Below are 19,512 nucleotides of genomic sequence, written 5' to 3'. Positions count from 1 at the left end.
AAATCACCGTACGTTAGAAGAATTTTGGGTCGGGTGGAATGGAAATTGAATATACATATTGACAGATATGTTGACAAATTGTAAGATAATTATATCTAATATAACGATACAAGAGGCGCTTCGGTGAAGATCCGCCGGGGAGATGGCAGGTGATTCGGTGATTCGGGAAAAATGGTCGGTGTCGGAAAATTATCAGAAGGTCAGCATTGCCGTCCTGCAGGAAAATCTGGCGGCGCTGCGGGCCAAGGCAGATATTTCGCAGGAGGAGCTGGCCAATCTGCTGGGGATCTCCCGGCAGACCTACAGCGGGTTGGAATCGGGCAAGCGGCACATGTCCTGGTGCACCTATCTTTCCCTGGTGTTCCTCTTCCACGAGATCCGTTCCACCCGGGAGATGATCGAAGGGCTGCATGTGTTTCCGGCGGATCTGTTCATCAAGTTCAACAGCTGAAGTTTGTTGCGGGAGGCGGCAAGTATGGGACGAGCGATCGGAATTGACCTGGGGACCACCTATTCGGCGGTAGCGGTGCTGCAGCCGGACGGCAAACCGGCCATCCTGCCCAACAGCGAGGGGCAGAACATCACCCCGTCGGTGGTGCTGTTCCCCGATGTGGGCAACGGCGGCGACGAGCCGCTGGTGGGGGATATGGCCAAACATTCGGCGGCCACCTCGCCGCTGGATGTGGTGCAGTTTGTCAAGCGGCAGATGGGGGATCCCGGCTGGCGGTTTGAATCCACCAGCGGCAACGTCTACACAGCGGAGGAGATCTCGGCCATCATCCTGAAAAAGCTGAAGAATGATGCCGAGCTGGCCCTGGGGGAGGAGGTCACCGATGCGGTGATCACGGTACCGGCCTACTTTGACGATACCCGGCGGGTAGCCACCCGTCAGGCCGGGCGCATTGCGGGGCTCAACGTGCTGCGGGTGCTCAACGAACCCACGGCGGCGGCCATCTCCTACGGCCTCAACTACGAAAGCAACGGCACGGTGCTGGTGTACGACCTGGGCGGCGGCACCTTCGACGTGACGATCATGGAGATCCGGGACGGCACCTTCGATGTGCTGGCTACCGACGGAAACCGCAATCTGGGCGGCTTCGACTTCGACAACCGCATTGCCAACTATGTCATGGAGGAGCTGGAAAAGCAGGGGGCGGGCAGCGACCTTTCGCTGGACGACGCCCTGGTGGCTGAGATCCGGGAAAAATCCGAGCTGGCCAAAAAGAGCCTGAGCACCATTCAGCAGGCCAACATCATCCTGTCGGTGCGGGGCAAGCAGTACCGGGTGCGCATCACCCGGGAACAGTTCGAGGAACTCACCCGGGACCTGCTGCGCACCACCCAGGAACTGGTGGAGGATGTGATGGAGGCCGCAGGCAAGCTGTGGGCGGACATCGACCATCTGCTGCTCATCGGCGGCTCTACCCGGATGCCCATGGTGCGCAACATGGTGCGGCAGATCTCCGGCAAGCAGCCGGAGCTGAACGTGAACCCTGACGAAGCGGTGGCCCTGGGGGCCGCCATCCAGGCCTATGTCTGCGAGCAGGAGAAGGCGGAGGACGGACCGGCGCAAGGAAGCGGCGATCTGGTGCCGGCCCCCGCCGGGGATATGGTGCTGACCATCTCGGACGTGACCTCCCAGGCCCTGGGGGTGATCCTTCTCAACGACAACGACCAGGAGGAAAACTTCGTGGTCATCCCCAAGAACGCCAAGATCCCCACCAAGGGGGAGCGCCACGCCATGACGGTGCAGGACAACCAGTCCAGCATTTTCGTGCGGGTGACCCAGGGGGAGGACAGCGATGTCCGGTACGCGGTGGTCATCGGCAGCAAGGATATCCCCATCCCGGCCTATCCCAAAGGGGCACCCTTCACGGTGTTCTATGCCTACGATATCGACCAGACCGTCTATGTGGAACTCTTTGACGATACCGCCCGCCGGACGGTGGGCACTTTTGAGATCGACCGCGCCCTGAACATGGACGAGGAAACGGTGGAAAACGCCATCCGGCGGATGGACAGCATGCCCATCGGCTGAGAAGTACGGGGGAGGTGCCCGATATGGCCGAAACAGCTTCGCAGCATACCCTGGACGAAGTCTTTACCGAGGTGACGCAGCTGCGGGACCTGTTTGCCCGGCGGCTCATGGACGACAAGACCAAGAACGCCGCGCTGGAAAAATTGGCCCAGTCCAATACCCTGCTGATCCGCTCGGCGGAGGATGAGCGCATCCTGGCTTTTGTGAAAGAGCTCATCCTGCTGTGCGACCGGATCTACAACCGCACCCAGAGCGATGCCTTCACCGATTCGGTGCTGGAGGAACTGCTGGAGATCCTGGCCCGGCGGGGCATCGAGCAGATCGAGCAGCTGGAGCAGTTCGATCCGCGGATCCACAGCTGTCTTTCGGTGGTGCCGGCCAGCGAGGCGCATCCGGTCAACACCATCACCCAGGTCATCCGCCAGGGATACCGGCGGGGGGACAAGGTGATCCGCCCGGCGGAAGTGGTGGTGGCCCGCTGACAAAAGGGGAGAGGGGGGCAAAGCCTGTGGAACGGCAGGACATCCAAAAACAGTATACTGAATTCTGCCAGGCCTGCGGGCGCACGCAGTTTGCGGTGGAGCGGGAGAAAAAGAAGCTCCTCAGCCGCCGCCGTCAGCTGCGGGAAAGCGCCGCCCAGGCACTGGACAGCCGGATCGCCGCCGTACAGCAGCAGGCGCGGCAGCGCTGCTCCGCCCTGGTGCAGCAGCTGCAGGGGCAGCTGGCGGGAAGCGGCGGCACGGAACAGCCCATTCTCCAGGCGGCGGAATACCTGCGGGTGGGCACGCTCCACTTCCGGCAGCTCAGTCAGGACGCCGCGGCCCCCTTCCTGCTGCCCTTCCTGGGGCACGGGAACCTGCTGCTGGCCGCCCCGGAGGAGGACCTTTTCCCCGCGCTGCGCAGCCTGATCTTCAGCGTGCTGGACCAGACGGCCCCCGGTCAGATCCGGGTCTGCGTCTACAACCCCGAACTGAAAAATACATTTTCCTGCTTCTCGGAACTGGAGCAGTACACCATGCTGGCCACGCCGGAACACTTCTCCGGTGAACTGGAGACCCTCTCCCGGGAGATCGTGGCCACCGACGGTCTGCTGAAAGGCCGGTATGCCTCGCTGCTGGAACTGCGCACCAAAGCCCAGCAGGCGGTGGGGCAGCTGCGGCTCTACGTGGTGGCCGGCCGGGACTGGCTGAAAAACGAGTCCCTGCGCAAACAGCTGCTGCGTGCGGCGGAGAACGGCGTGCGTGCGGGCTGTGCCTTCCTGTTCGCGGTGGATCCCGGACATCTGCGGGATGCCGCCGCCCTGCTGCCCAAGGCCCAGGTCATCAGCCGACAGTCCGGCGGCAGCTGGATCCCCGGCAGCTATCCCACCCTGGAGATGACCTTCACCCCCTGGGAGGCCCGGGAGGCGGACGCTTTCCTGGCAGACTACACCGCCCGGTCGGAGAAGACCTCGGTGGTGACCATCCCCTTCGACAGCATCGAGGATACCCGCAACTGCTGGACCGGGTCCACGGCGGAGGGCATCGACTGCAGCCTGGGCAAGGTGGGCCTGGAGACCGTTACCCTGCGCCTGGGCGACAAGAACACCCAGCTGCACAACGTGCTCATCACCGGCGCCCCGGGCAAAGGCAAGTCCAACCTGCTGGAGGTCATGATCCACAGCATGTGCTGCCGCTACAGTCCCCGGGAACTGGAACTGTACCTGCTGGACTTCAAGGACGGCCTGACCTTCAAACCCTATTCCTATTCGCCCCAGCGTTCCTGGCTGCCCCACGCCCGGGTGCTGGGCCTGGAAAGCGCCCGGGACTTCGGCGTGGCGGCGCTGGCCCATATCGAGGCCGAACGCCAGAACCGGGCCCTGCGGATGAACAGCGTGGAGGCCAGTTCCCTGGTGGCCTACCGGGCCAAGCGGCCGGAGGATCCCATGCCGCGCATCGTGATCCTCATCGACGAATACCAGAAACTGGTGGAGGTGGCCGATGATCTGGGCCGCCGCGCCGCCGAACTCATCGAGAATATCGTCCGCCAGGGCCGTGCCTGCGGCATCCATATGGTGCTGGCCTCCCAGACTGTCGCCCACGGGGCGGCGCTGATGGGCCGGGAAGACCAGATCTATCCGGCATTCCCGGTGCGCATCGCCCTGCAGAACACGCTGCAGGAATCCTACGCCACCTTTGTCCAGGGCAACGATGCTGCCGCCCGCCTGCGGGTGCGCGGCGAGGCGGTGATCAACGTCAACTACGGCGCCCTGGATTCCAACCGCAAATTCTCGGTGGCCTACGCCGACCCGGACGCCATGCTGGCGCTGCGCAAGAGCTGGTGCAGCCGCCCGGACGCCGAAAACCATATCCCCATGGTCTTCAGCAAGAACGATGAATTCCATCTCAGCGATGCGGTCCGGGATATCCGCAGCTGGCGCAGCAACGTGCTGCAGGGCGGCGCGCCGCCCATGCTGGTCTGCGGGCAGATCATCTCGGTGAGCCGCAAGGTGGCGGCGGTGCGGATGTCCTCCGATGCCGGCCGCAACGTGGCCATCCTGGGCTCCGGCGACGGCGAGAAAAAGGCCGCCGATGCCCTGCCGCCCAACTATGCCGTGGGCCTCATCGAGAACATGGCCATCTCGCTGGCGCTGCAGCACCCCCAGGGGGATGCGCGGTTCGTCCTCATCAACGGCCTGGAACCCGGCGTGGCCCGGCACAACGGCCTGGAACAGTGGCTGCACACCATGGAGCGCTTCGGCCTTCCGGTGGAGGAGGTGGAGCCCCGGCAGGCGCCGGCCTTCTTCGTGCAGATGGCCGCGGAACTCAAGCAGCCGCCCACCGGGGAAGCCTGCTACATCCTGGCCCTGGGCATGGACCGCTGTCCCGGCATGGCCGATGCGGTGGGGGACGACCCCTTCAATGTGGTCACCGGCGCCAGCGCCCTGCAGGACCTGCTGAAGAACGGCCCGCCCCGGGGCGTGCACCTCATCGCGTGGTGGTCCAACGTGGCCATGTACCGCGAGCACATCGGGTTCAACGGCGACGGATACATCGATACCAAGATCCTGCTGCGGCTGGACGACGCCACCTCCAAGGATGTGCTGGGGCCTTTCGTGAGCTGGAACGGTGCGGCCCACCGGGCGCTGCTGCATGACGCTACCGACCTGCAGGCCGACCTGACGCTGATCCCCATGTCGCCCTGCACCATGCGGGATACGGGAAAACTGGAGGCGGTGGTTTGGGAATGAGCCAATTTGATTACAACGCCTACGCCGCGACCATCCGCGGCCTGGCCGAAGTACCGGAACAGCTGCTGCAGGCACAGGAGCAGTGCCGTGCGGACATCCAGGCCCGGACCGGCCGGAGTGAACAGGAACTGACCCGGCAGCTGGAAGAACTGGACCGCATCGGTCAGGATGCCTTCGGGCAGTTCAACGAGGTGGCCAGCACCTGCCAGGTGCTGTTCGGCGTGGCGGTATCCCGTCCCGTCCCGCAGCCCAACCCGCTGACGGTGCGGGACGCCCTGGCGGCGCAGAACCGCTGTGCCGCCGGAATGAAAACCTTCTTTGACGAAAAAAAGCAGGAGGCCCTGGAAAAAAAGCGCCAGGAGATCGAGGCGGCGCAGGCGGAACAGCGGCGGCTGGAGGAAGCACGCCGCCGGGAAGAGGAAGAACAGCGCCGCCGGGAGGAAGAACAGCGTTTGCAAGCCGAGGAAGCCTACCGCCGGGAGTTGGAGCGCGCCAACCGGAGCGTTTTCCGCCGGATGATGGATTTCCTCGCCGGAAACTGATACAACAGGAGGATGCAGTATGTCACAACTCAGCCAGTTGAAAGCCCAGATCAATCAGGTCGCCACCAACATCACCCAGACGGCCGCCGCCATGAATTCCTTTTCCAGCACGCTGCAGCAGCAGATCGGGACGATCAGCAGCGCCATCGGCGGCACGGCCTCCAATGAGGACCGGCAGATGGTAGATGCCCTGCAGCAGGCCATGCAGTCGGTGAAAGCGGCCTCCGTGCAGCTGAACGCGGCGGCGGGCAAAGCCAGGGATTGGGTCTCCAAGGCGTGATGCGCGATGAGCCAGTTGACGGAAATCGTGGCAAGCGTGGAGCTTGTCACCCGGAGCCTGGAACAGACCCGGCAGGGCAGCGTGGCCTGGCAGCGGCAGCTCGCCCAGGATGTCTCGGTGATCATTGACCAGGCCGGCGGCAGCGCCGGACCGGAGATCCGGGACTGTCTGGTGGCGGTGCGCAGCGCCATCACCGCGGTGCAGCAGATGCAGGCATCGCTGGACGCCTGCATCGGGATCGCCAACGACTGGATCGCCGGTGCCGCCGGTGCGGGCACACCGCCCCCGGTGGCCGGACATGTGATGTCCTTCGGCGCGGAGCCGGAACCCGATGAGGAGGTCCACGGGCACAGGAGGTGAATGGCATGGCCGGTATGGCGGAGGTTTTCCAGACCGTGCTGGCAGTCCGGAACCAGCTGGAGCAGGGGCAGGCACTGCTGCTGCAGACGGCGGCGGACTGTACCCGCTGCACCCAGATGGTGCAGGCGGGGATCCAGGGAACAGCGGCCTCCCAGTACGGGGCCATCCTCTCCCTGCTGGAGCAGTCTGCCGGAACGCTGCGTCAGTGCGCGGCCATTCTGGAACAGGCCCGCGTCTTGCTGGAACAGTGGGCAGCAGCCCGGGGCGGTATGCCGGCGGGCGCCGCGGCCACCGTGGCCGCCGTGACGGCGGTGACGGCGGCGGACAGTCCGCCGGGACCGGTGCGCCGCCTCAGCGCGGAGGAAGCGGGAAACCTCTGGAAGACGACCCTGCAGAACACCGATGAGGTGATCGGCAACTACCGGCAGGCCCTGCTGGACCGGGGCATCGCCGACACGCCCCTGCTGGACCGCTTCCTGCAGCGGGAACGGAGCCGGATGCTGGCCTACGAGTCGGCTCTGCTGGACCAGGCCACCGGCCAGGGGGGCGCGCCGCCGGAACCCTATCCCTACCGGGTGGCGGGGGCGGAGGGCGCCTACGGGTTCGACAGCCTGGCCAACGCCTACGGCGCCTTCTGCCTGGAGGATGCCGGCGGATGGATCACCGAGATCAATCCCAACTACCGCAACCCCTTCTTCCTGCCCGATCGCAATCCCTACCGTTTCAACTGCGGTTCCTGCGCCCTGGCGGTGGAGGCACGGCTCTCGGGCAACGGGGCGCCGGTGGCCTCCCAGGTCAATGTGGGCAGCGACCGCGGTATGGAAGCAGCCACCGGCAAGCGGTGTGTCTACCTGCCGGTGGAACAGATCGAAAATCACCTGCGCCGCCTCGGCCCCGGTTCCCACCTTATCGTGGGGATCAACCGCGAGCCCTCGATCGACGGGCTGCCCCAGGCAGGGCACTGGTTCAACGTCCTCTTCGACGGGGAACAGTTCCACACGCTGGACGGCCAGAGCGGCGAGATCCTGGAATGGCCCCATGACTACGTCATGGTGAGCGAATGGTGCGCCCTGCTGTAAGGAGGATGGTATGACAAAAGCCGAGAAGATCGCACTGGCCGCCCGGCTGCTGGAGGTGCCGGCGGACAGGCTGGAACATTGCTGCGCCCCGGTCCCGGGGCTGCCGGCGCTGTACTTCAGCATTCCGGAAAAGGGCGGGGGCTCGCTGATCATCGGGGATGACGGCGGCGTGCTGTATGCGGATTCCTCTGTGGGATATTCCCGCCACCTGGAAGCCTACCGGCAGGGGATACGGACCCCGCTGGAAGAAAACGTGTAACCGGCGGGACTGCCCGCACAACATAAAGAAAAGGGGTACTGGAGTTTGACGAATTATTACGAATTGCTGGAGATCGCCCCCACTGCCTCGGAGGAGGAGATCCGGGCGGCGGTGAGAAAGATGCGCCGGACCTGGAATGCCCGGACCACCAATCCCAACGCCGACATCCGTGCCGAAGCGGAACAGCGGGTACGGAACATCGCCGAGGCGGAGAAGGTGCTGCTGGACGCCCAGGCCCGGGCGGCATACGACGGGCAGCTGGCACAGCCGGATCCCGGTGAGGCGCCGCCCGCCGGCGGAAGCCAGGAAGATCCCGATGCCTGGGTGGAACAGGCGGATATCTTCCGCAACAACGGCGACCTGCTGAGCCTTGTCAACCTGGCCCAGCGGGTGATCCAGGCACAGCCCCAGAACTGGCTGGCCTGGTATGTGCTGGGGGACGCCTACAACGACCAGCGCAATGATACCGAAGCGGAAAAATGCCTGTGGCAGTCCCTGCGCCTGCGGGAGACCGAGGGCCCCTATGAGGTGCTGGGGTTCCTGTATCTGCGCCACCAGCAGATGGAGGACGCGCTGCACTGCTTCGCCAAAGCGGGGGAACTGGACCCCGCCAGCGACCGCTACCAGTACGAGCGGGCGGAAACGTTCCGGGAGATGGGCCGCACCCAGGAAGCCGTGGATACGGTGGAGATGGCCTACTGGAAGGAAGGCGGCCAGCGTACATCCTTTTCCCGGAAGGTCTACTTCGACTGCCTGCGGGATCACATCTACCACAATATTTCCTATAACCGTTCCTCGGGACGGCACCTGATCCTCAACCGCCGGCAGCTGGATTTCGTCAAGGAGCGGCTGCCCCGGCTGGCAGAGCTGGAAAATCCCGAGGAACCGTCCGAGGTCCGCGTTGAACAGGAACTGCGCCAGATGGTCCTTGACGCAGAAAAGGTCAGCGGCTTCTTCGGCAAGCACGGCTACGAGAAAAATTACGAGTCGGCCAGCAATGAAGTGCGCAGGACGGGCCTGCAATAAATCTTATTTTGATACATTCGCCTTGCAGAAAGTTGTGAATATACAAGGGAGGAATTATAGTTATGGCTTATACTTCTAAGGATCTGAATGACGATTTTCGGTTTGTCAACCGTGTCCGTTTCCCCAATGGCGATGGCGTGAACCTGATCGCACTGCAGAATGCTCTGCAGAACGAGTGCGATTCCAACGGCATCCCCGTGGCCTTCCGCAACGATACGCTGAAGACCGGCGGCTTCCTCAGCAAGCAGACGGAGGATATCCTGGTCCTGTACAACCCGGATCATGCTACGGATTATCTTCAGTTCCTCATCCGTATTACGCACCAGGGCAAGTATGCGTTCATGGATGTTTTCAAGGTTGGCGGAAGCAAGAACTTTGCCCGGGACAACAAGGCACACGGCGGCTCTGTGACCCAGGGCATCTTCAACGCCCTTTCCGGGCACAGCCAGAAGCTTCAGGAGGAGCAGAACTACTATACCATCCTGAAAGACTGCTTCGAGAATATCCTGCAATAACCATACATTGCTGCAAGGTGTTGTATACTGGCCCGGCGGACGCTCTGCGCCCGCCGGGCTTTTTGCGCGTCCGGCAGGATAAAACAACGCCCCCGGCCCAATCTTTGCCGGGGGCGTTGTGCAGCAAAAAAGAAATTACCGGGTGGTGGCCCGCCAGACGGGGGTGGTCTGGATGTAGCAGCAGCGGTAGGGCAGGGCAGGGCGCTGGATGCGGTCCAGCAGGATGCCCGCCGCGATGAAGCCCATCTCACCGCTGGCGATGCGCACGGTGGTCAGGGGCGGTTCGGTGACGGTGGCCTCCGGCGAATCGTCGAAGCCCGCCACCATGATGTCCTCGGGGATGCGCAGCTGCAGATGTTTCAGCGCCTTCATCAGATGGACGGCCAGGTAATCGTTGGCGCAGACGAAGGCGTCGGGCAGCCGGGGCATGGCCTGGAGCTGCTCCACCAGCCAGGCGGTCTCGCCGTAGGGGGCGCTGTTGGGCGCCACGATGCAGAGCTGGGGGTCCAGCGTCAGCCCGGCCCGGGCCACCGCCGTGCGGAAGCCGTTGAACCGCTCGTAAAAGCTGTTGCAGTGGGTGTGGTCCCCCACAAAGCCCAGCCGCCGGGCGCCGCACTGGATCAGATGGTTGGTCATGGCGATGGAACTGGTGGTGTTCTCCATGGAGATGAAATCCCCCGCCATGGCGGAAAAATCCGCCCGGGCGTAGGTGTCCGAGAAGATCACCGGCAGCCCCAGCCGGCCGATGAACTCGGTGTAGCGGCGGTCGAACATCTCGATGCAGAGGATGCCCGCCGTGTTTTCCAGCACGAAGTTGGCGGGCAGACGGCAGTCCCGGTGCTCGTCGGGCTGGATCTCGTAGATCATCAGGGTGTAGCCCGCCCGGCTCATCCGGTTGGCAAAGCTGGAGATGAAGTTGGAACCGTAGTGGTTGCGTCCCGGCATGCAGAGGGTCAGCAGCGCGATGCTGCGCCCCTGTACGGCGGGCTGGTCGGCATTTTCCGGCAGCAGACGGTAGCCCATGCCCCGGGCTTTTTCCAGCACCTGCTGGCGGGTGGTCTCCGGCACGCTGCCCCGGCCGTTGAATACCTTGGATACCGTGTTGCGGGAAAGTCCGCAGGCATCGGCAATGTCCTGCATGGTGATCTTCTTGGCGGCCATGGGATGGTCCCTCCTTGTACTGGTTTCATTACCTTTATTATAGCGCAAAAATGCAAAAGCACAAGAGTGTAAACTTTTGTAAATTCACATTTTCACATTTGCACAACTCCGGCGTGCCCGCCTTGTGTAAGCCTACAAATCGCACTTTGACGCCGGTTTTTCCGTTGACAAGGGGAAAAAGTTGGCGTATAGTAAACACAGAAGGTTACAAAACGTAAATGATTGGTGTGCAAATGTAAAATAGGAGATGAGATCATGAGCCTACCAAAACTTCCTGATGCCGAGACCCGCCATAAAAAGCTGGTCTACATCAAAAACAACTGGCAGCTCTACGTGTTCTTCGCGCTGCCGGCGGTGCTGCTGACGCTGATCTTCAAATACGTGCCCATGGGCGGCCTGGCCATCGCGTTTGAGGATTACAACAACCGTCTGGGCATCTTCGGCAGCGACTGGATCTGGTTCGAGAACTTCCAGCGGTTCCTTTCCTCCACCGAGTTCCCCCGCCTCATGGCCAACACCCTGAAGCTCAGCGTCTACGGCCTGCTGTGGGGCTTCTTCCCGCCCATCATCCTGGCGATCCTGCTCTCCCGCGTGCGGCGGGTGGGCATCCGCAAAAAGATCCAGCTGCTGATCTACGCCCCCAACTTCATCTCGGTCATCGTTCTGGCCGGTATGATCATCGCCTTCCTCTCCCCGGTGGGGCCCATCAATGCGGCGCTGGGCACCCAGTCCAACCTCATGACCGACCCCGCAGCCTTCCGGCCCATCTACATCATCAGCGGCATCTGGCAGGGCGCCGGCTGGGCCTCCATCATCTACACGGCGGCGCTCTCCGGCGTCAGCGGCGACCTGGTGGATGCCTGCAACATTGACGGCGCCAGCCTCCTGCAGCAGATCTGGAACGTGGATATCCCCACCCTCAAACCCATCATGGTCATCCAGTTCATCCTGTCCGCCGGCCAGATCATGAACATCGGCTTTGAAAAGGCCCTGGCCCTGCAGACCGACCTGAACCGCGCGGCCTCCGAGATCATCCCCACCTACGTCTATCGCCTGGGCCTGGAGATCGGCGACTACGGCTACTCCACGGCGGTGGGCCTCTTCAACGCGGTCATCAACGTGGTGCTGCTCTTGGCCGTCAACGCCATCGTCAGCAAGCTCAACGACGGCGAAGGTCTGTAAGAAAGGAGCACGGAGCATGGAATCCAGACAGTTTTACACCCGCAAGGACAAGATGGTCCTGTGGTGCGGTTACATTTTGCTGGCCCTCTTCTCACTGGCGGTGCTCATCCCGCTGATCTATGTGGTGCTGGCCTCCTTCATCGACCCGGTGGTGCTCACCAACCAGGGCATCAGCTTCCTGCCGGAGGACTGGACCCTTGAAGGCTATCGCCGCGTCTTCCAGGACGAGATGATCGGCCGGGGCTTCCTCAATTCCTTCCTCTATTCCACGGTGTTTGCGGTGTTCTCCACCATCATCTGCCTGCTGGCGGCCTACCCGCTGAGCCTGCCCCAGTTCGTGGGACGCAGTGCCATCAACACTTTCTTCCTCATCACGATGTTCTTCGGCGGCGGCCTGATGCCCACCTATTTGCTGGTGTCCAACCTGAACCTCATCAACAGCCCCCTGGCTTTGATCCTGCCCGGCGCCGTGAACGTGTGGAACATCATCCTGGCCCGCACCTACTATAAGTCCATCCCCCTGGAACTCCACGAGGCCGCGGCCCTGGACGGCGCTTCGGAACTGCAGTATTTCTTCCGCATCCTGATCCCCGTCTGCAAGCCCATCATCGCGGTGCTGGTGCTCTACCAGTTCGTGGGCATGTGGAACAGCTACTTTGACGCCATGATCTACCTGGAAGACCAGTCCCTGCAGCCTTTGCAGCTGGTCATCCGGTCCATCCTGGTGCAGAACACCCCGCGCCCCGGCATGGTGGCCGATGCCCAGAACGCCGCCATGATGGCCAAGATCGCCGAGCAGCTGAAGTACTCCACCATCGTGGTCTCCAGCGTGCCGCTGCTGGTCATGTACCCCTTCTTCCAGAAATACTTCGAGAAGGGCGTCATGCTGGGATCGGTTAAAGGCTAACATTTTCCCCGCCGCCTGCGGCGGATGCAGGGGAAAATGTTAGGCGCAGCGGTCGAAGAGTGCAAGCGCCGCCCCAAGGTGCGCCGCACGATTCGGGCACCGCAAGAGGCTCGGCTGCGCACCCTTTTCCCGTATTCTTTGTCTCTCTGCCCCCGGCGGCACACCCCGGGAGCCGGTTCTGATCCGTACACCCCTCTACACAAAAGAAAAGGAGAAACGCATATGAAATCCATTTCCAAACGGGCACTGGCGCTGGCCGGTGCCGCCGCCATGGCGCTGGGTACGCTGGCCGGCTGCGGTTCGGGCAGCAACAACGCCGCGGCGTCGGTGGATGCCGCTTCGGCGTCCTTCCCCCTGAGCGAGACCGTCACCTTCACGGCCCTGACCCATGAGCCCTCCTTTGCCGGGCAGGAGATCAACGACCGTCTGATCGCCCAGCGTCTGGAACAGGCCACCAACGTCCACATCGACTGGACGGTCTACGTGGACGACCAGTTCGGCGAGAAAAAGCAGCTGGCCCTGGCCAAGAAGGACCTGCCCGACATGGTCTTCGACGCCCAGATGAGCCAGTACGACCTGCTGCGCTACGCCAAGGACGGCACCATCATCGCGGTGGATGACCTCATCGACCAGTACATGCCCAACCTGAAAAAGGTCCTGGACGAAAATCCCGAATACCGCACCCTGATCACCGCCCCCGACGGCCACATCTACTCCTTCCCCTGGATCGAGGAACTGGGCAGCGGCAAGGAGTCCATCCAGTCCATCGGCGGCATTCCCTGGATCAACAAAGCCTGGCTGGATGAGCTGGGCCTGGATATGCCCACCACCCCCGACGAACTCACCGAGGTGCTCCGCGCCTTCAAGCAGGCCCATCCCGACAGCCTGCCCCTCTCCTTCGTCATGAACGGCGGCAATGAGGACGTGGGCGTGCTGCTCAGCGCCTTCGGCTACGGCGACAACGCCGACCACTACGTGGTCACCAACGACAAGCAGGTGGTCTACACCCTGGCCGACGAGGGCATCATCCCCGGTCTGGAATGGCTGCACAACCTCTATGCCGAGGGCCTCATTGACCCCGAAGTCTTCACCCAGGACTACAACACCTACGTTTCCAAGGCGGCCAGCGACCGCTACGGCCTCTTCATGGCATGGGACAACACCAGCGCCGGCACCCCCGACAACTACGTGGCCCTGCCCCCGCTGAAGAACGCCGACGGCGAACAGGCCGTCACCCGGCAGAACGCCATGGGCTTTGAGATCGGCCGCTGTGTCATCACCGGCACCAACCCCAACCCGGCGCTCACCGCCAAGTGGATCGACCAGCTCTACGATCCCATCCAGTCGGTGCAGGACAACTGGGGCACCTACGGCGACACCACCCAGGACAACATCTTTGAGATGAAGGACGACGGCACCCTGCAGCATCTGGCGGTCCCCGCCGGCGTAGTGCCCTACGAACTGCGGATGAAGACCAACCTGGGCGGCCCTCTGGCGGTGCTGGACAGCTACTACGGCACCTACACCACCATGCCGGACGACGCCAAGCTGCGTCTGGACGTGATCCAGAGCGAGTTTGCCCCCGCCATGGAGAGCGAATACGACTACCCGCCCATCTTCTTTGACATCGACACCACCGACCGCATCACCCAGATCGAGACCGACCTGAAGCCCTATGCCGAGAGCCAGAAGGCCACCTGGATCATGAACGGCGGCGCCGAAGCCGAGTGGGATGCCTACATTGCCAAACTCAACGAGATGAATCTGCAGGAACTGCTGCAGCTCAAGCAGACCGGGCTGGACAACTACTTTGCCAGCATGAACGGTTAACAAAAAATGGCGGCCTGCTGTGCGATCCGGCACGGCAGGCGCCTTTTGTTACGGAGAGATCGACTATGGAACAAGTCAACACCCTGTCCCGCGCCCGTGCCTACGAGGCGCAGCACCGCACCCCCGCTGAACGGCGCCCTCTTTTCCACGCCGTGCCGCCGGTGGGCTGGTGCAACGACCCCAACGGCTGGTCCTGCTTCGGCGGACAGTACCATCTGTTCTACCAGTACCACCCCTACAGCAACACCTGGGGCCCCATGCACTGGGGCCACACCGTCACCACCGACTTCCTGCACTGGCAGGACCGCCCCTGCGCCCTGGCCCCCGACGCCCCCTTTGACCGCAACGGCTGCTTCTCCGGCGGTGCCATCGAATGGCAGGGCCGCCAGCTGCTGCTCTACACCGGCGTCATGCCGGAAGGATCGGCCGAGATCCAGCAGCAGTGCCTGGCCGTGGGGGACGGGGTGGATTATCAGAAGGCCGCCGCCCCGGTGATCTCCTGTGACGAACAGCCCGCCGGTGCCTCCCGGAAGGATTTCCGGGACCCCTTCCTGTTCCGGCAGGACGGCATGCTCTATATGCTGCTGGGCGGCCGGGGGTTCAACGGCCACGGACGGCTGCTGCTCTACCGCAACCCCCGCCCCGAAGACCCCGCCGCCAAGTGGGAGTTTGTCCAGGTACTGGCGGAAAATGACGGCAGTCTGGGCAGCATGTGGGAATGCCCCGGCCTCTTCACGCTGGAGGGCCGCACGGTGCTGGTGGTATCGCCCCAGTTCGTCCACCAGGCGGCGGACGACCGCTACCACTGCGGCAACGATACAGCGGCGCTGATCGGGGACTGGAACGGCCCCGGCACCCCCTTTGTGCGCCGGGCCGACCGGCCCCTGGACAGCGGCCTGGATTTCTACGCCCCCCAGACGCTGGAGACCCCCGACGGACGGCGGGTGCTCATCGGCTGGATGCAGAACTGGGATCACTGCTACCCGCCGGAGGGCGCCCCCTGGTACGGCCAGATGAGCCTGCCCCGGGAGCTGTTCTGGAAAGGGGAGACCCTCTGCCAGCGCCCCGTGGCGGAGCTGGACGCTGTGCGGCGGCTGCGCACCGAACACCGCAGCGTGGAGGTGGACGGCCAGCCCCTGGCGCTGGAGGGGGTGCACGGCCGGGTGCTGGACTGCGAACTCACGGTGGACGTGCACGAGGCACCGCGGTTCGGCGTGCGGTTTGCCTGCGGGCAGGACCGCTGGGCGGAGATCCGCTTCGACCTGGACGACGGCCTGCTGCGGCTGGACCGCCGCCACGCCGGCGGATTCCGGGACGCCCTGGAACTGCGGGAGACCCCGCTGCTCTTCCCTGTGGGGGATACCCTGCGTCTGCGGATGGTGCTGGACCGCTACTCGGCGGAATTCTTCCTCCAGGACGGGCAGCAGGTGGCCAGCATGACGCTGTACAATGCGGCACCGGAAGCGGACGGCATCCTCTTCTTTGCCCGGGGCCGGGCCCGGATGGACCTGCAGCTCTACGATCTGGCGCTGTGAAAGGAGAACCCTATGAAAGACGTAGTCGCCCTGGGCGAACTGCTCATTGATTTTGCCCCTGTTTCCACCGACGAGGCGGGCTATCCCACCCTGAAAGCCCAGCCCGGCGGCGCCCCCGGCAACTTCCTGGCGGCGCTGCAGAAGTACGGCTGCACCACCGGCCTCATCGGCAAGGTGGGGGATGATACCTTCGGCCATCTGCTCAAAGGCACGCTGGACAAAATCGGCATCGATACCACCGGTTTGATCATCGACCCGGCGGTCTTCACCACCCTTGCCTTTGTGACGTTGGACGCCACCGGCAACCGGTCCTTCAGCTTTGCCCGCAAGCCCGGCGCCGACACCTGCCTGCGCAGCGAGGAGGTCAACACCGCCCTGCTGGAGGACTGCAAGGTCTTCCATTTCGGGACCCTGAGCCTCACCAGCGAACCCGCCCGCTCGGCCACCCGGGACGCGGTGGCCTACGCCAAAAAGCAGGGCAAGCTCATCAGCTTTGACCCTAACCTGCGCAAGCCCCTGTGGCCCAGCGACGAGGCTGCCAAGGAGCAGATGGAGTGGGGCCTGCACCAGGCGGATATTGTGAAGATCAGCGACGAGGAGATCGAATTCCTGTGGGGCCTCTCTCCCGAGGCGGGCGCTCAGAAACTTCTCACCGAATACGGCGTGAAACTGGTCTACGCCACCCTGGGTCCCAAGGGCTGCCATGTGGCGAACCCCAACGGCAGCTGCGAGGTGCCGTCTCCCACGGGACTGCATGTCATCGACACGACGGGCGCCGGGGACATCTTCGGCGGCAGTGCCATGAGCCAGTTCCTGCACCTGGGCAAGGCCCCCGAGGCCCTGACGGTGGAGGAACTGCGCACCATCACCCGCTTTGCCTGCTGCGCGGCCAGCCTTTCCACCCAGACCCACGGCGGCATCACCAGCGTGGTGCCCGAGGCAGAGGTCCGGGCCATCCTGTGATTTTGATTTCCGGCCGGAAGGTACTGCCTTCCGGCTTTTTGCGTGCCGTTTTACCAAAACTTCACCCAGGTTTTACCGCTCCGTGGTGGAGCGGCGCCGTCCCGCGCGTTACAATACAGGAAAGATCCTGCCAGGGAACGGGAAGGGAGACGAACCAAGATGGAAGTTGTGTCCACGGTGCTGGCCGCCGCCGTGCTGGCGGTGACGCTGGCGCTGGCCGTCACCAGCAAGCCCCGCCGCTGAAGCCCATACATAGGAAAGCCCCCGCATCCACCGGGATGCGGGGGCTTTTTGTGACCTCGTCACGGAAAGGGACGCCCCCGGCCGGGTATACTAAGGCCAACACAAGGGGGCGGGACGCCCCGCCCGGCCGAGGGCCGGGGCAAAGGAGGACACAGCGATGACCCAAGGGCATCTGTATGATCTGATCGTAGTGGGCGGCGGCCCGGCGGGCTACACCGCGGCGCTGTACGGCGTGCGGGCCGGGCTGGACACCCTGGTACTGGAAAAACTCTCGGCGGGAGGCCAGATGGCCCTCACCGAGACCATCGATAACTATCCCGGCTACCCCGAGGGGGTGGAGGGCTTCACCCTGGCCCAGACCATGCAGGCCCAGGCGGAGCGGTTCGGCGCCAAAACGGTCTACACCGAGGTGGAATCGGTGGACCTGGCGGCCGACCCCAAGACCCTCACCACCAGCGAGGGAGTCTTCACCGCCCGCACGGTGATCCTGGCCACGGGAGCCAACCCGCGGACGCTGGGCCTGCCCGAGGAGGCGGAGCTCATCGGCCGGGGCGTGGCCTACTGCGCGGCCTGCGACGGCATGTTCTACAAGGGCAAGACGGTGGTCGTGGTGGGCGGCGGCAACACGGCGGCGGCCGACGCCCTGCTGCTCAGCCGCATTGCCGGGAAGGTGCATCTCGTTCACCGGCGGGACACCCTGCGGGCCACAAAAATCTACCATGAGCCGCTGGAAAAGGCCCCCAACGTGACATTCCACTGGAACAGCACGGTGGAAGCCATCCTCCACGGGGAAAAGGTCACCGGCGTGCGGCTACGGGATACCGTCACCGGCGCCGTCACCGAGCTGCCCTGCGACGCGGTCTTTGTGAGCATCGGCCGGCAGCCTGCCACCGAGCTGGTCCAGGGCCAGCTGGCCCTGGACCCGGGCGGGTACGTCCTGGCCGACGAGACCACCCGCACCAGCCTGCCCGGCGTCTTTGCCGCGGGGGACCTGCGCACCAAACCCCTGCGCCAGGTGGTCACGGCGGTGGCGGACGGCGCGGTGGCCGTCCAGATGGCCGAGGAGTATCTGGCAGGACAGTAACAACGCAAAAACCGGACCTGAAAGGGTCCGGTTTCGTCGTGTTATGGCATTATTGGAGTGGAGGCACCGCCGTGGGGCACTGTTATTGCGGCGCGGGGCGCAGCCGGTCGGCCTCGGTGCAGTAGAAGGCCGTCCACTGGCCCCGGTAGGTGTCGCAGGGCATGCCGGGGGTGGGGGTATGGGACAGCGTGCCCGCCAGCAGCGCCTCGGCGTCCCGCAGGTTCTTTTCCATGTAATCGGGGGTGATGGGGCAGTCGTGGTGGCAGGGGAACACCGTGGCAAAGTCCCCGGCCATGGCGGCCAGTTTGCGCTCACTCTCCACATAGAGGGGAACATTGCGGTGGGGGCCGAAGAGATAGATGGGTCCGTCCTTCTGTACCGAATCCCCTGAGAAGAGCAGTCCTCTTGCCCGGTCCCGGAAAGCCACGCTGCCCAGGGTGTGGCCGGGGATCTCCACCACCTCCAGCCGGAACGCCCCGCAGGCGAAGACATCCCCCTCCCGGAGGGGATGCAGCCGGGCGGTGGTGTGCACCAGCGGCCAGTCCTTTTCGTGGAGCCAGGCCTCGGCAAAATCGTCCAGCCGTCCCGTGTGGTCAAAGTCGCCGTGGGTCAGCAGGACCTGCACCGGCTTGTCGGTCAGGGTACGCACCGCCGGCAGGGTCTCGCTGTCGGGAAAGCCGGTGTCCAGCAAGATGGCCTTGTCGGGGCCCAGCAGCAAAAACTGCCGGACCCGGTCGTCCTCCAGGATATAGAGATCTTCCTGGTATTTGCGGATCTGCAGCATAAGGCAAAACCTCCTTTGCCCCGATTATAGTCCCTTTGCCGCCGCCGTACAAGCCCCGCCCCCTTGTGTGCCGTCCCCGCCGCTGGTATAATAAGGAAACAAAATTCGACAGGAGGGGACAACTATGGACTGGGCATCCATCGGGCGCAACATCCGGCAGTACCGGCTGGAGCGGGACCTGCGGCAGGAGGACCTGGCCGAAGCCGTGGGGGTCAGCACCAACTATATGGGCATGGTGGAGCGCGGGGAAAAGACCCCCTCGCTGGAAACGCTGGTGGCCATCCTCAACGCGCTGGAGATCTCGGCGGACATGGTGCTCACCGACGTGGTGGACAGCGGCTATACCGTCAAGCAGTCGCTGCTGGCGGAAAAGGTGGGCCGTCTGCCCGCGGCGGAGCGGGAACGCATCTACGCCGTGGTGGAGGTGCTGGTGGCCCACGCCGGGCACTGACAGGCAGAACAACACGCGGGCATCGCCGGAAGGCGGTGCCCGCG

20 protein-coding genes and 1 pseudogene are annotated in these 19,512 nt (G+C 63.9%); 19 read left to right on the top strand and 2 right to left on the bottom strand.

Going from position 1 to position 19,512, the window contains the following annotated elements:
• Window positions 1–142 precede the first annotated feature (142 nt).
• The 11 genes and pseudogenes from NQ490_RS06715 (at window position 143) to NQ490_RS06665 (ending at window position 9,328) form a co-directional block, all read left to right on the top strand.
• Window positions 143–451, top strand: coding sequence for a helix-turn-helix transcriptional regulator (locus NQ490_RS06715; protein ID WP_007048561.1), 309 nt, complete (start codon window positions 143–145; stop codon window positions 449–451).
• 24 nt (window positions 452–475) lie between these two features.
• A complete protein-coding gene (locus NQ490_RS06710) occupies window positions 476–2,038 on the top strand; it encodes an Hsp70 family protein (RefSeq protein ID WP_007048562.1) in 1,563 nt (520 codons plus the stop codon).
• Between the two features lie 23 nt (window positions 2,039–2,061).
• Window positions 2,062–2,520: a nucleotide exchange factor GrpE gene (grpE, locus tag NQ490_RS06705; RefSeq protein WP_007048563.1), complete on the top strand. Its 459-nt coding sequence runs from the start codon at window positions 2,062–2,064 to the stop codon at window positions 2,518–2,520.
• A gap of 533 nt (window positions 2,521–3,053) precedes the next feature.
• Window positions 3,054–4,052 (top strand): annotated as a pseudogene (locus tag NQ490_RS15455) (FtsK/SpoIIIE domain-containing protein); the annotation flags it as partial.
• 1,211 nt (window positions 4,053–5,263) lie between these two features.
• Window positions 5,264–5,809 (top strand): hypothetical protein, encoded by a 546-nt coding sequence (locus NQ490_RS06695; RefSeq protein ID WP_007048565.1) that lies wholly within the window; start codon window positions 5,264–5,266, stop codon window positions 5,807–5,809.
• A 19-nt stretch (window positions 5,810–5,828) separates the two neighbouring features.
• A complete protein-coding gene (locus NQ490_RS06690; protein WP_007048566.1) occupies window positions 5,829–6,089 on the top strand; it encodes a hypothetical protein in 261 nt (86 codons plus the stop codon).
• Between the two features lie 6 nt (window positions 6,090–6,095).
• Window positions 6,096–6,449 carry a hypothetical protein gene (locus tag NQ490_RS06685; RefSeq protein ID WP_007048567.1) on the top strand — a complete coding sequence of 118 codons (354 nt, stop codon included), beginning with the start codon at window positions 6,096–6,098 and terminating at the stop codon, window positions 6,447–6,449.
• 5 nt (window positions 6,450–6,454) lie between these two features.
• Window positions 6,455–7,528 carry a toxin glutamine deamidase domain-containing protein gene (locus tag NQ490_RS06680; RefSeq protein ID WP_259951702.1) on the top strand — a complete coding sequence of 358 codons (1,074 nt, stop codon included), beginning with the start codon at window positions 6,455–6,457 and terminating at the stop codon, window positions 7,526–7,528.
• A gap of 10 nt (window positions 7,529–7,538) precedes the next feature.
• Window positions 7,539–7,787: a hypothetical protein gene (locus NQ490_RS06675; RefSeq protein WP_007048570.1), complete on the top strand. Its 249-nt coding sequence runs from the start codon at window positions 7,539–7,541 to the stop codon at window positions 7,785–7,787.
• Window positions 7,788–7,832: 45 nt separating this feature from the next.
• Complete coding sequence (locus tag NQ490_RS06670) at window positions 7,833–8,813, top strand: DnaJ domain-containing protein (RefSeq protein WP_007048571.1); 981 nt, start codon at window positions 7,833–7,835, stop codon at window positions 8,811–8,813.
• Between the two features lie 62 nt (window positions 8,814–8,875).
• The gene (locus NQ490_RS06665; RefSeq protein ID WP_007048572.1) at window positions 8,876–9,328 is read left to right on the top strand and encodes a hypothetical protein; all 453 of its coding nucleotides are present in this window, start codon (window positions 8,876–8,878) and stop codon (window positions 9,326–9,328) included.
• Window positions 9,329–9,463: 135 nt separating this feature from the next.
• Here NQ490_RS06665 and NQ490_RS06660 read toward each other — a convergent pair whose 3' ends face one another.
• Window positions 9,464–10,489 (bottom strand): LacI family DNA-binding transcriptional regulator, encoded by a 1,026-nt coding sequence (locus NQ490_RS06660; RefSeq protein WP_007048573.1) that lies wholly within the window; start codon window positions 10,487–10,489, stop codon window positions 9,464–9,466.
• Between the two features lie 255 nt (window positions 10,490–10,744).
• Between NQ490_RS06660 and NQ490_RS06655 the strand changes: the two genes are divergently transcribed.
• The 7 genes from NQ490_RS06655 (at window position 10,745) to trxB (ending at window position 18,233) form a co-directional block, all read left to right on the top strand.
• Window positions 10,745–11,671 (top strand): ABC transporter permease, encoded by a 927-nt coding sequence (locus tag NQ490_RS06655; RefSeq protein WP_007048575.1) that lies wholly within the window; start codon window positions 10,745–10,747, stop codon window positions 11,669–11,671.
• Between the two features lie 16 nt (window positions 11,672–11,687).
• On the top strand, window positions 11,688–12,578 hold the full coding sequence (locus NQ490_RS06650; protein ID WP_007048576.1) for a carbohydrate ABC transporter permease: 891 nt from the start codon (window positions 11,688–11,690) through the stop codon (window positions 12,576–12,578).
• A gap of 222 nt (window positions 12,579–12,800) precedes the next feature.
• The gene (locus NQ490_RS06645; RefSeq protein WP_007048577.1) at window positions 12,801–14,408 is read left to right on the top strand and encodes a type 2 periplasmic-binding domain-containing protein; all 1,608 of its coding nucleotides are present in this window, start codon (window positions 12,801–12,803) and stop codon (window positions 14,406–14,408) included.
• 65 nt (window positions 14,409–14,473) lie between these two features.
• Entirely contained in the window at window positions 14,474–15,943 is a 1,470-nt protein-coding gene (locus NQ490_RS06640; protein WP_007048578.1) for a glycoside hydrolase family 32 protein, read from the top strand.
• A 12-nt stretch (window positions 15,944–15,955) separates the two neighbouring features.
• On the top strand, window positions 15,956–16,906 hold the full coding sequence (locus NQ490_RS06635; protein WP_007048579.1) for a carbohydrate kinase family protein: 951 nt from the start codon (window positions 15,956–15,958) through the stop codon (window positions 16,904–16,906).
• A gap of 42 nt (window positions 16,907–16,948) precedes the next feature.
• The gene (locus NQ490_RS06630; protein WP_007048580.1) at window positions 16,949–17,149 is read left to right on the top strand and encodes a hypothetical protein; all 201 of its coding nucleotides are present in this window, start codon (window positions 16,949–16,951) and stop codon (window positions 17,147–17,149) included.
• A gap of 157 nt (window positions 17,150–17,306) precedes the next feature.
• On the top strand, window positions 17,307–18,233 hold the full coding sequence (trxB, locus tag NQ490_RS06625; RefSeq protein WP_007048581.1) for a thioredoxin-disulfide reductase: 927 nt from the start codon (window positions 17,307–17,309) through the stop codon (window positions 18,231–18,233).
• Window positions 18,234–18,315: 82 nt separating this feature from the next.
• On the opposite strand, the gene NQ490_RS06620 is transcribed toward trxB, so the two are convergent.
• On the bottom strand, window positions 18,316–19,017 hold the full coding sequence (locus tag NQ490_RS06620; RefSeq protein ID WP_007048582.1) for an MBL fold metallo-hydrolase: 702 nt from the start codon (window positions 19,015–19,017) through the stop codon (window positions 18,316–18,318).
• Window positions 19,018–19,141: 124 nt separating this feature from the next.
• Here NQ490_RS06620 and NQ490_RS06615 point away from each other — a divergent pair, with 124 nt between their 5' ends.
• Window positions 19,142–19,468, top strand: a complete 327-nt coding sequence (locus tag NQ490_RS06615; RefSeq protein WP_007048583.1) for a helix-turn-helix domain-containing protein — start codon at window positions 19,142–19,144, stop codon at window positions 19,466–19,468.
• The last annotated feature ends 44 nt before the right edge of the window (window positions 19,469–19,512 follow it).

Source organism: Subdoligranulum variabile (assembly GCF_025152575.1).
Lineage (GTDB): Bacteria > Bacillota > Clostridia > Oscillospirales > Ruminococcaceae > Gemmiger > Gemmiger variabilis.
The sequence above is the reverse complement of the archived record's forward strand: the minus strand, read 5'-3'. Positions and strand labels throughout refer to the sequence as shown.

Excerpts from the sequence above, each read along its gene's own strand:
- NQ490_RS06615 (WP_007048583.1), top strand. The coding sequence starts at position 19,142 with ATGGACTGGGCATCCATCGGGCGCAACATCCGGCAGTACCGGCTGGAG.
- NQ490_RS06620 (WP_007048582.1), bottom strand. The coding sequence starts at position 19,017 with ATGCTGCAGATCCGCAAATACCAGGAAGATCTCTATATCCTGGAGGAC.
- NQ490_RS06665 (WP_007048572.1), top strand. The coding sequence starts at position 8,876 with ATGGCTTATACTTCTAAGGATCTGAATGACGATTTTCGGTTTGTCAAC.
- NQ490_RS06690 (WP_007048566.1), top strand. The coding sequence starts at position 5,829 with ATGTCACAACTCAGCCAGTTGAAAGCCCAGATCAATCAGGTCGCCACC.
- NQ490_RS06660 (WP_007048573.1), bottom strand. The coding sequence starts at position 10,489 with ATGGCCGCCAAGAAGATCACCATGCAGGACATTGCCGATGCCTGCGGA.
- NQ490_RS06715 (WP_007048561.1), top strand. The coding sequence starts at position 143 with ATGGCAGGTGATTCGGTGATTCGGGAAAAATGGTCGGTGTCGGAAAAT.
- NQ490_RS06655 (WP_007048575.1), top strand. The coding sequence starts at position 10,745 with ATGAGCCTACCAAAACTTCCTGATGCCGAGACCCGCCATAAAAAGCTG.
- trxB (WP_007048581.1), top strand. The coding sequence starts at position 17,307 with ATGACCCAAGGGCATCTGTATGATCTGATCGTAGTGGGCGGCGGCCCG.
- NQ490_RS06650 (WP_007048576.1), top strand. The coding sequence starts at position 11,688 with ATGGAATCCAGACAGTTTTACACCCGCAAGGACAAGATGGTCCTGTGG.
- NQ490_RS06635 (WP_007048579.1), top strand. The coding sequence starts at position 15,956 with ATGAAAGACGTAGTCGCCCTGGGCGAACTGCTCATTGATTTTGCCCCT.
- NQ490_RS06695 (WP_007048565.1), top strand. The coding sequence starts at position 5,264 with ATGAGCCAATTTGATTACAACGCCTACGCCGCGACCATCCGCGGCCTG.
- NQ490_RS06645 (WP_007048577.1), top strand. The coding sequence starts at position 12,801 with ATGAAATCCATTTCCAAACGGGCACTGGCGCTGGCCGGTGCCGCCGCC.
- grpE (WP_007048563.1), top strand. The coding sequence starts at position 2,062 with ATGGCCGAAACAGCTTCGCAGCATACCCTGGACGAAGTCTTTACCGAG.
- NQ490_RS06685 (WP_007048567.1), top strand. The coding sequence starts at position 6,096 with ATGAGCCAGTTGACGGAAATCGTGGCAAGCGTGGAGCTTGTCACCCGG.
- NQ490_RS06640 (WP_007048578.1), top strand. The coding sequence starts at position 14,474 with ATGGAACAAGTCAACACCCTGTCCCGCGCCCGTGCCTACGAGGCGCAG.
- NQ490_RS06680 (WP_259951702.1), top strand. The coding sequence starts at position 6,455 with ATGGCCGGTATGGCGGAGGTTTTCCAGACCGTGCTGGCAGTCCGGAAC.
- NQ490_RS06675 (WP_007048570.1), top strand. The coding sequence starts at position 7,539 with ATGACAAAAGCCGAGAAGATCGCACTGGCCGCCCGGCTGCTGGAGGTG.
- NQ490_RS06710 (WP_007048562.1), top strand. The coding sequence starts at position 476 with ATGGGACGAGCGATCGGAATTGACCTGGGGACCACCTATTCGGCGGTA.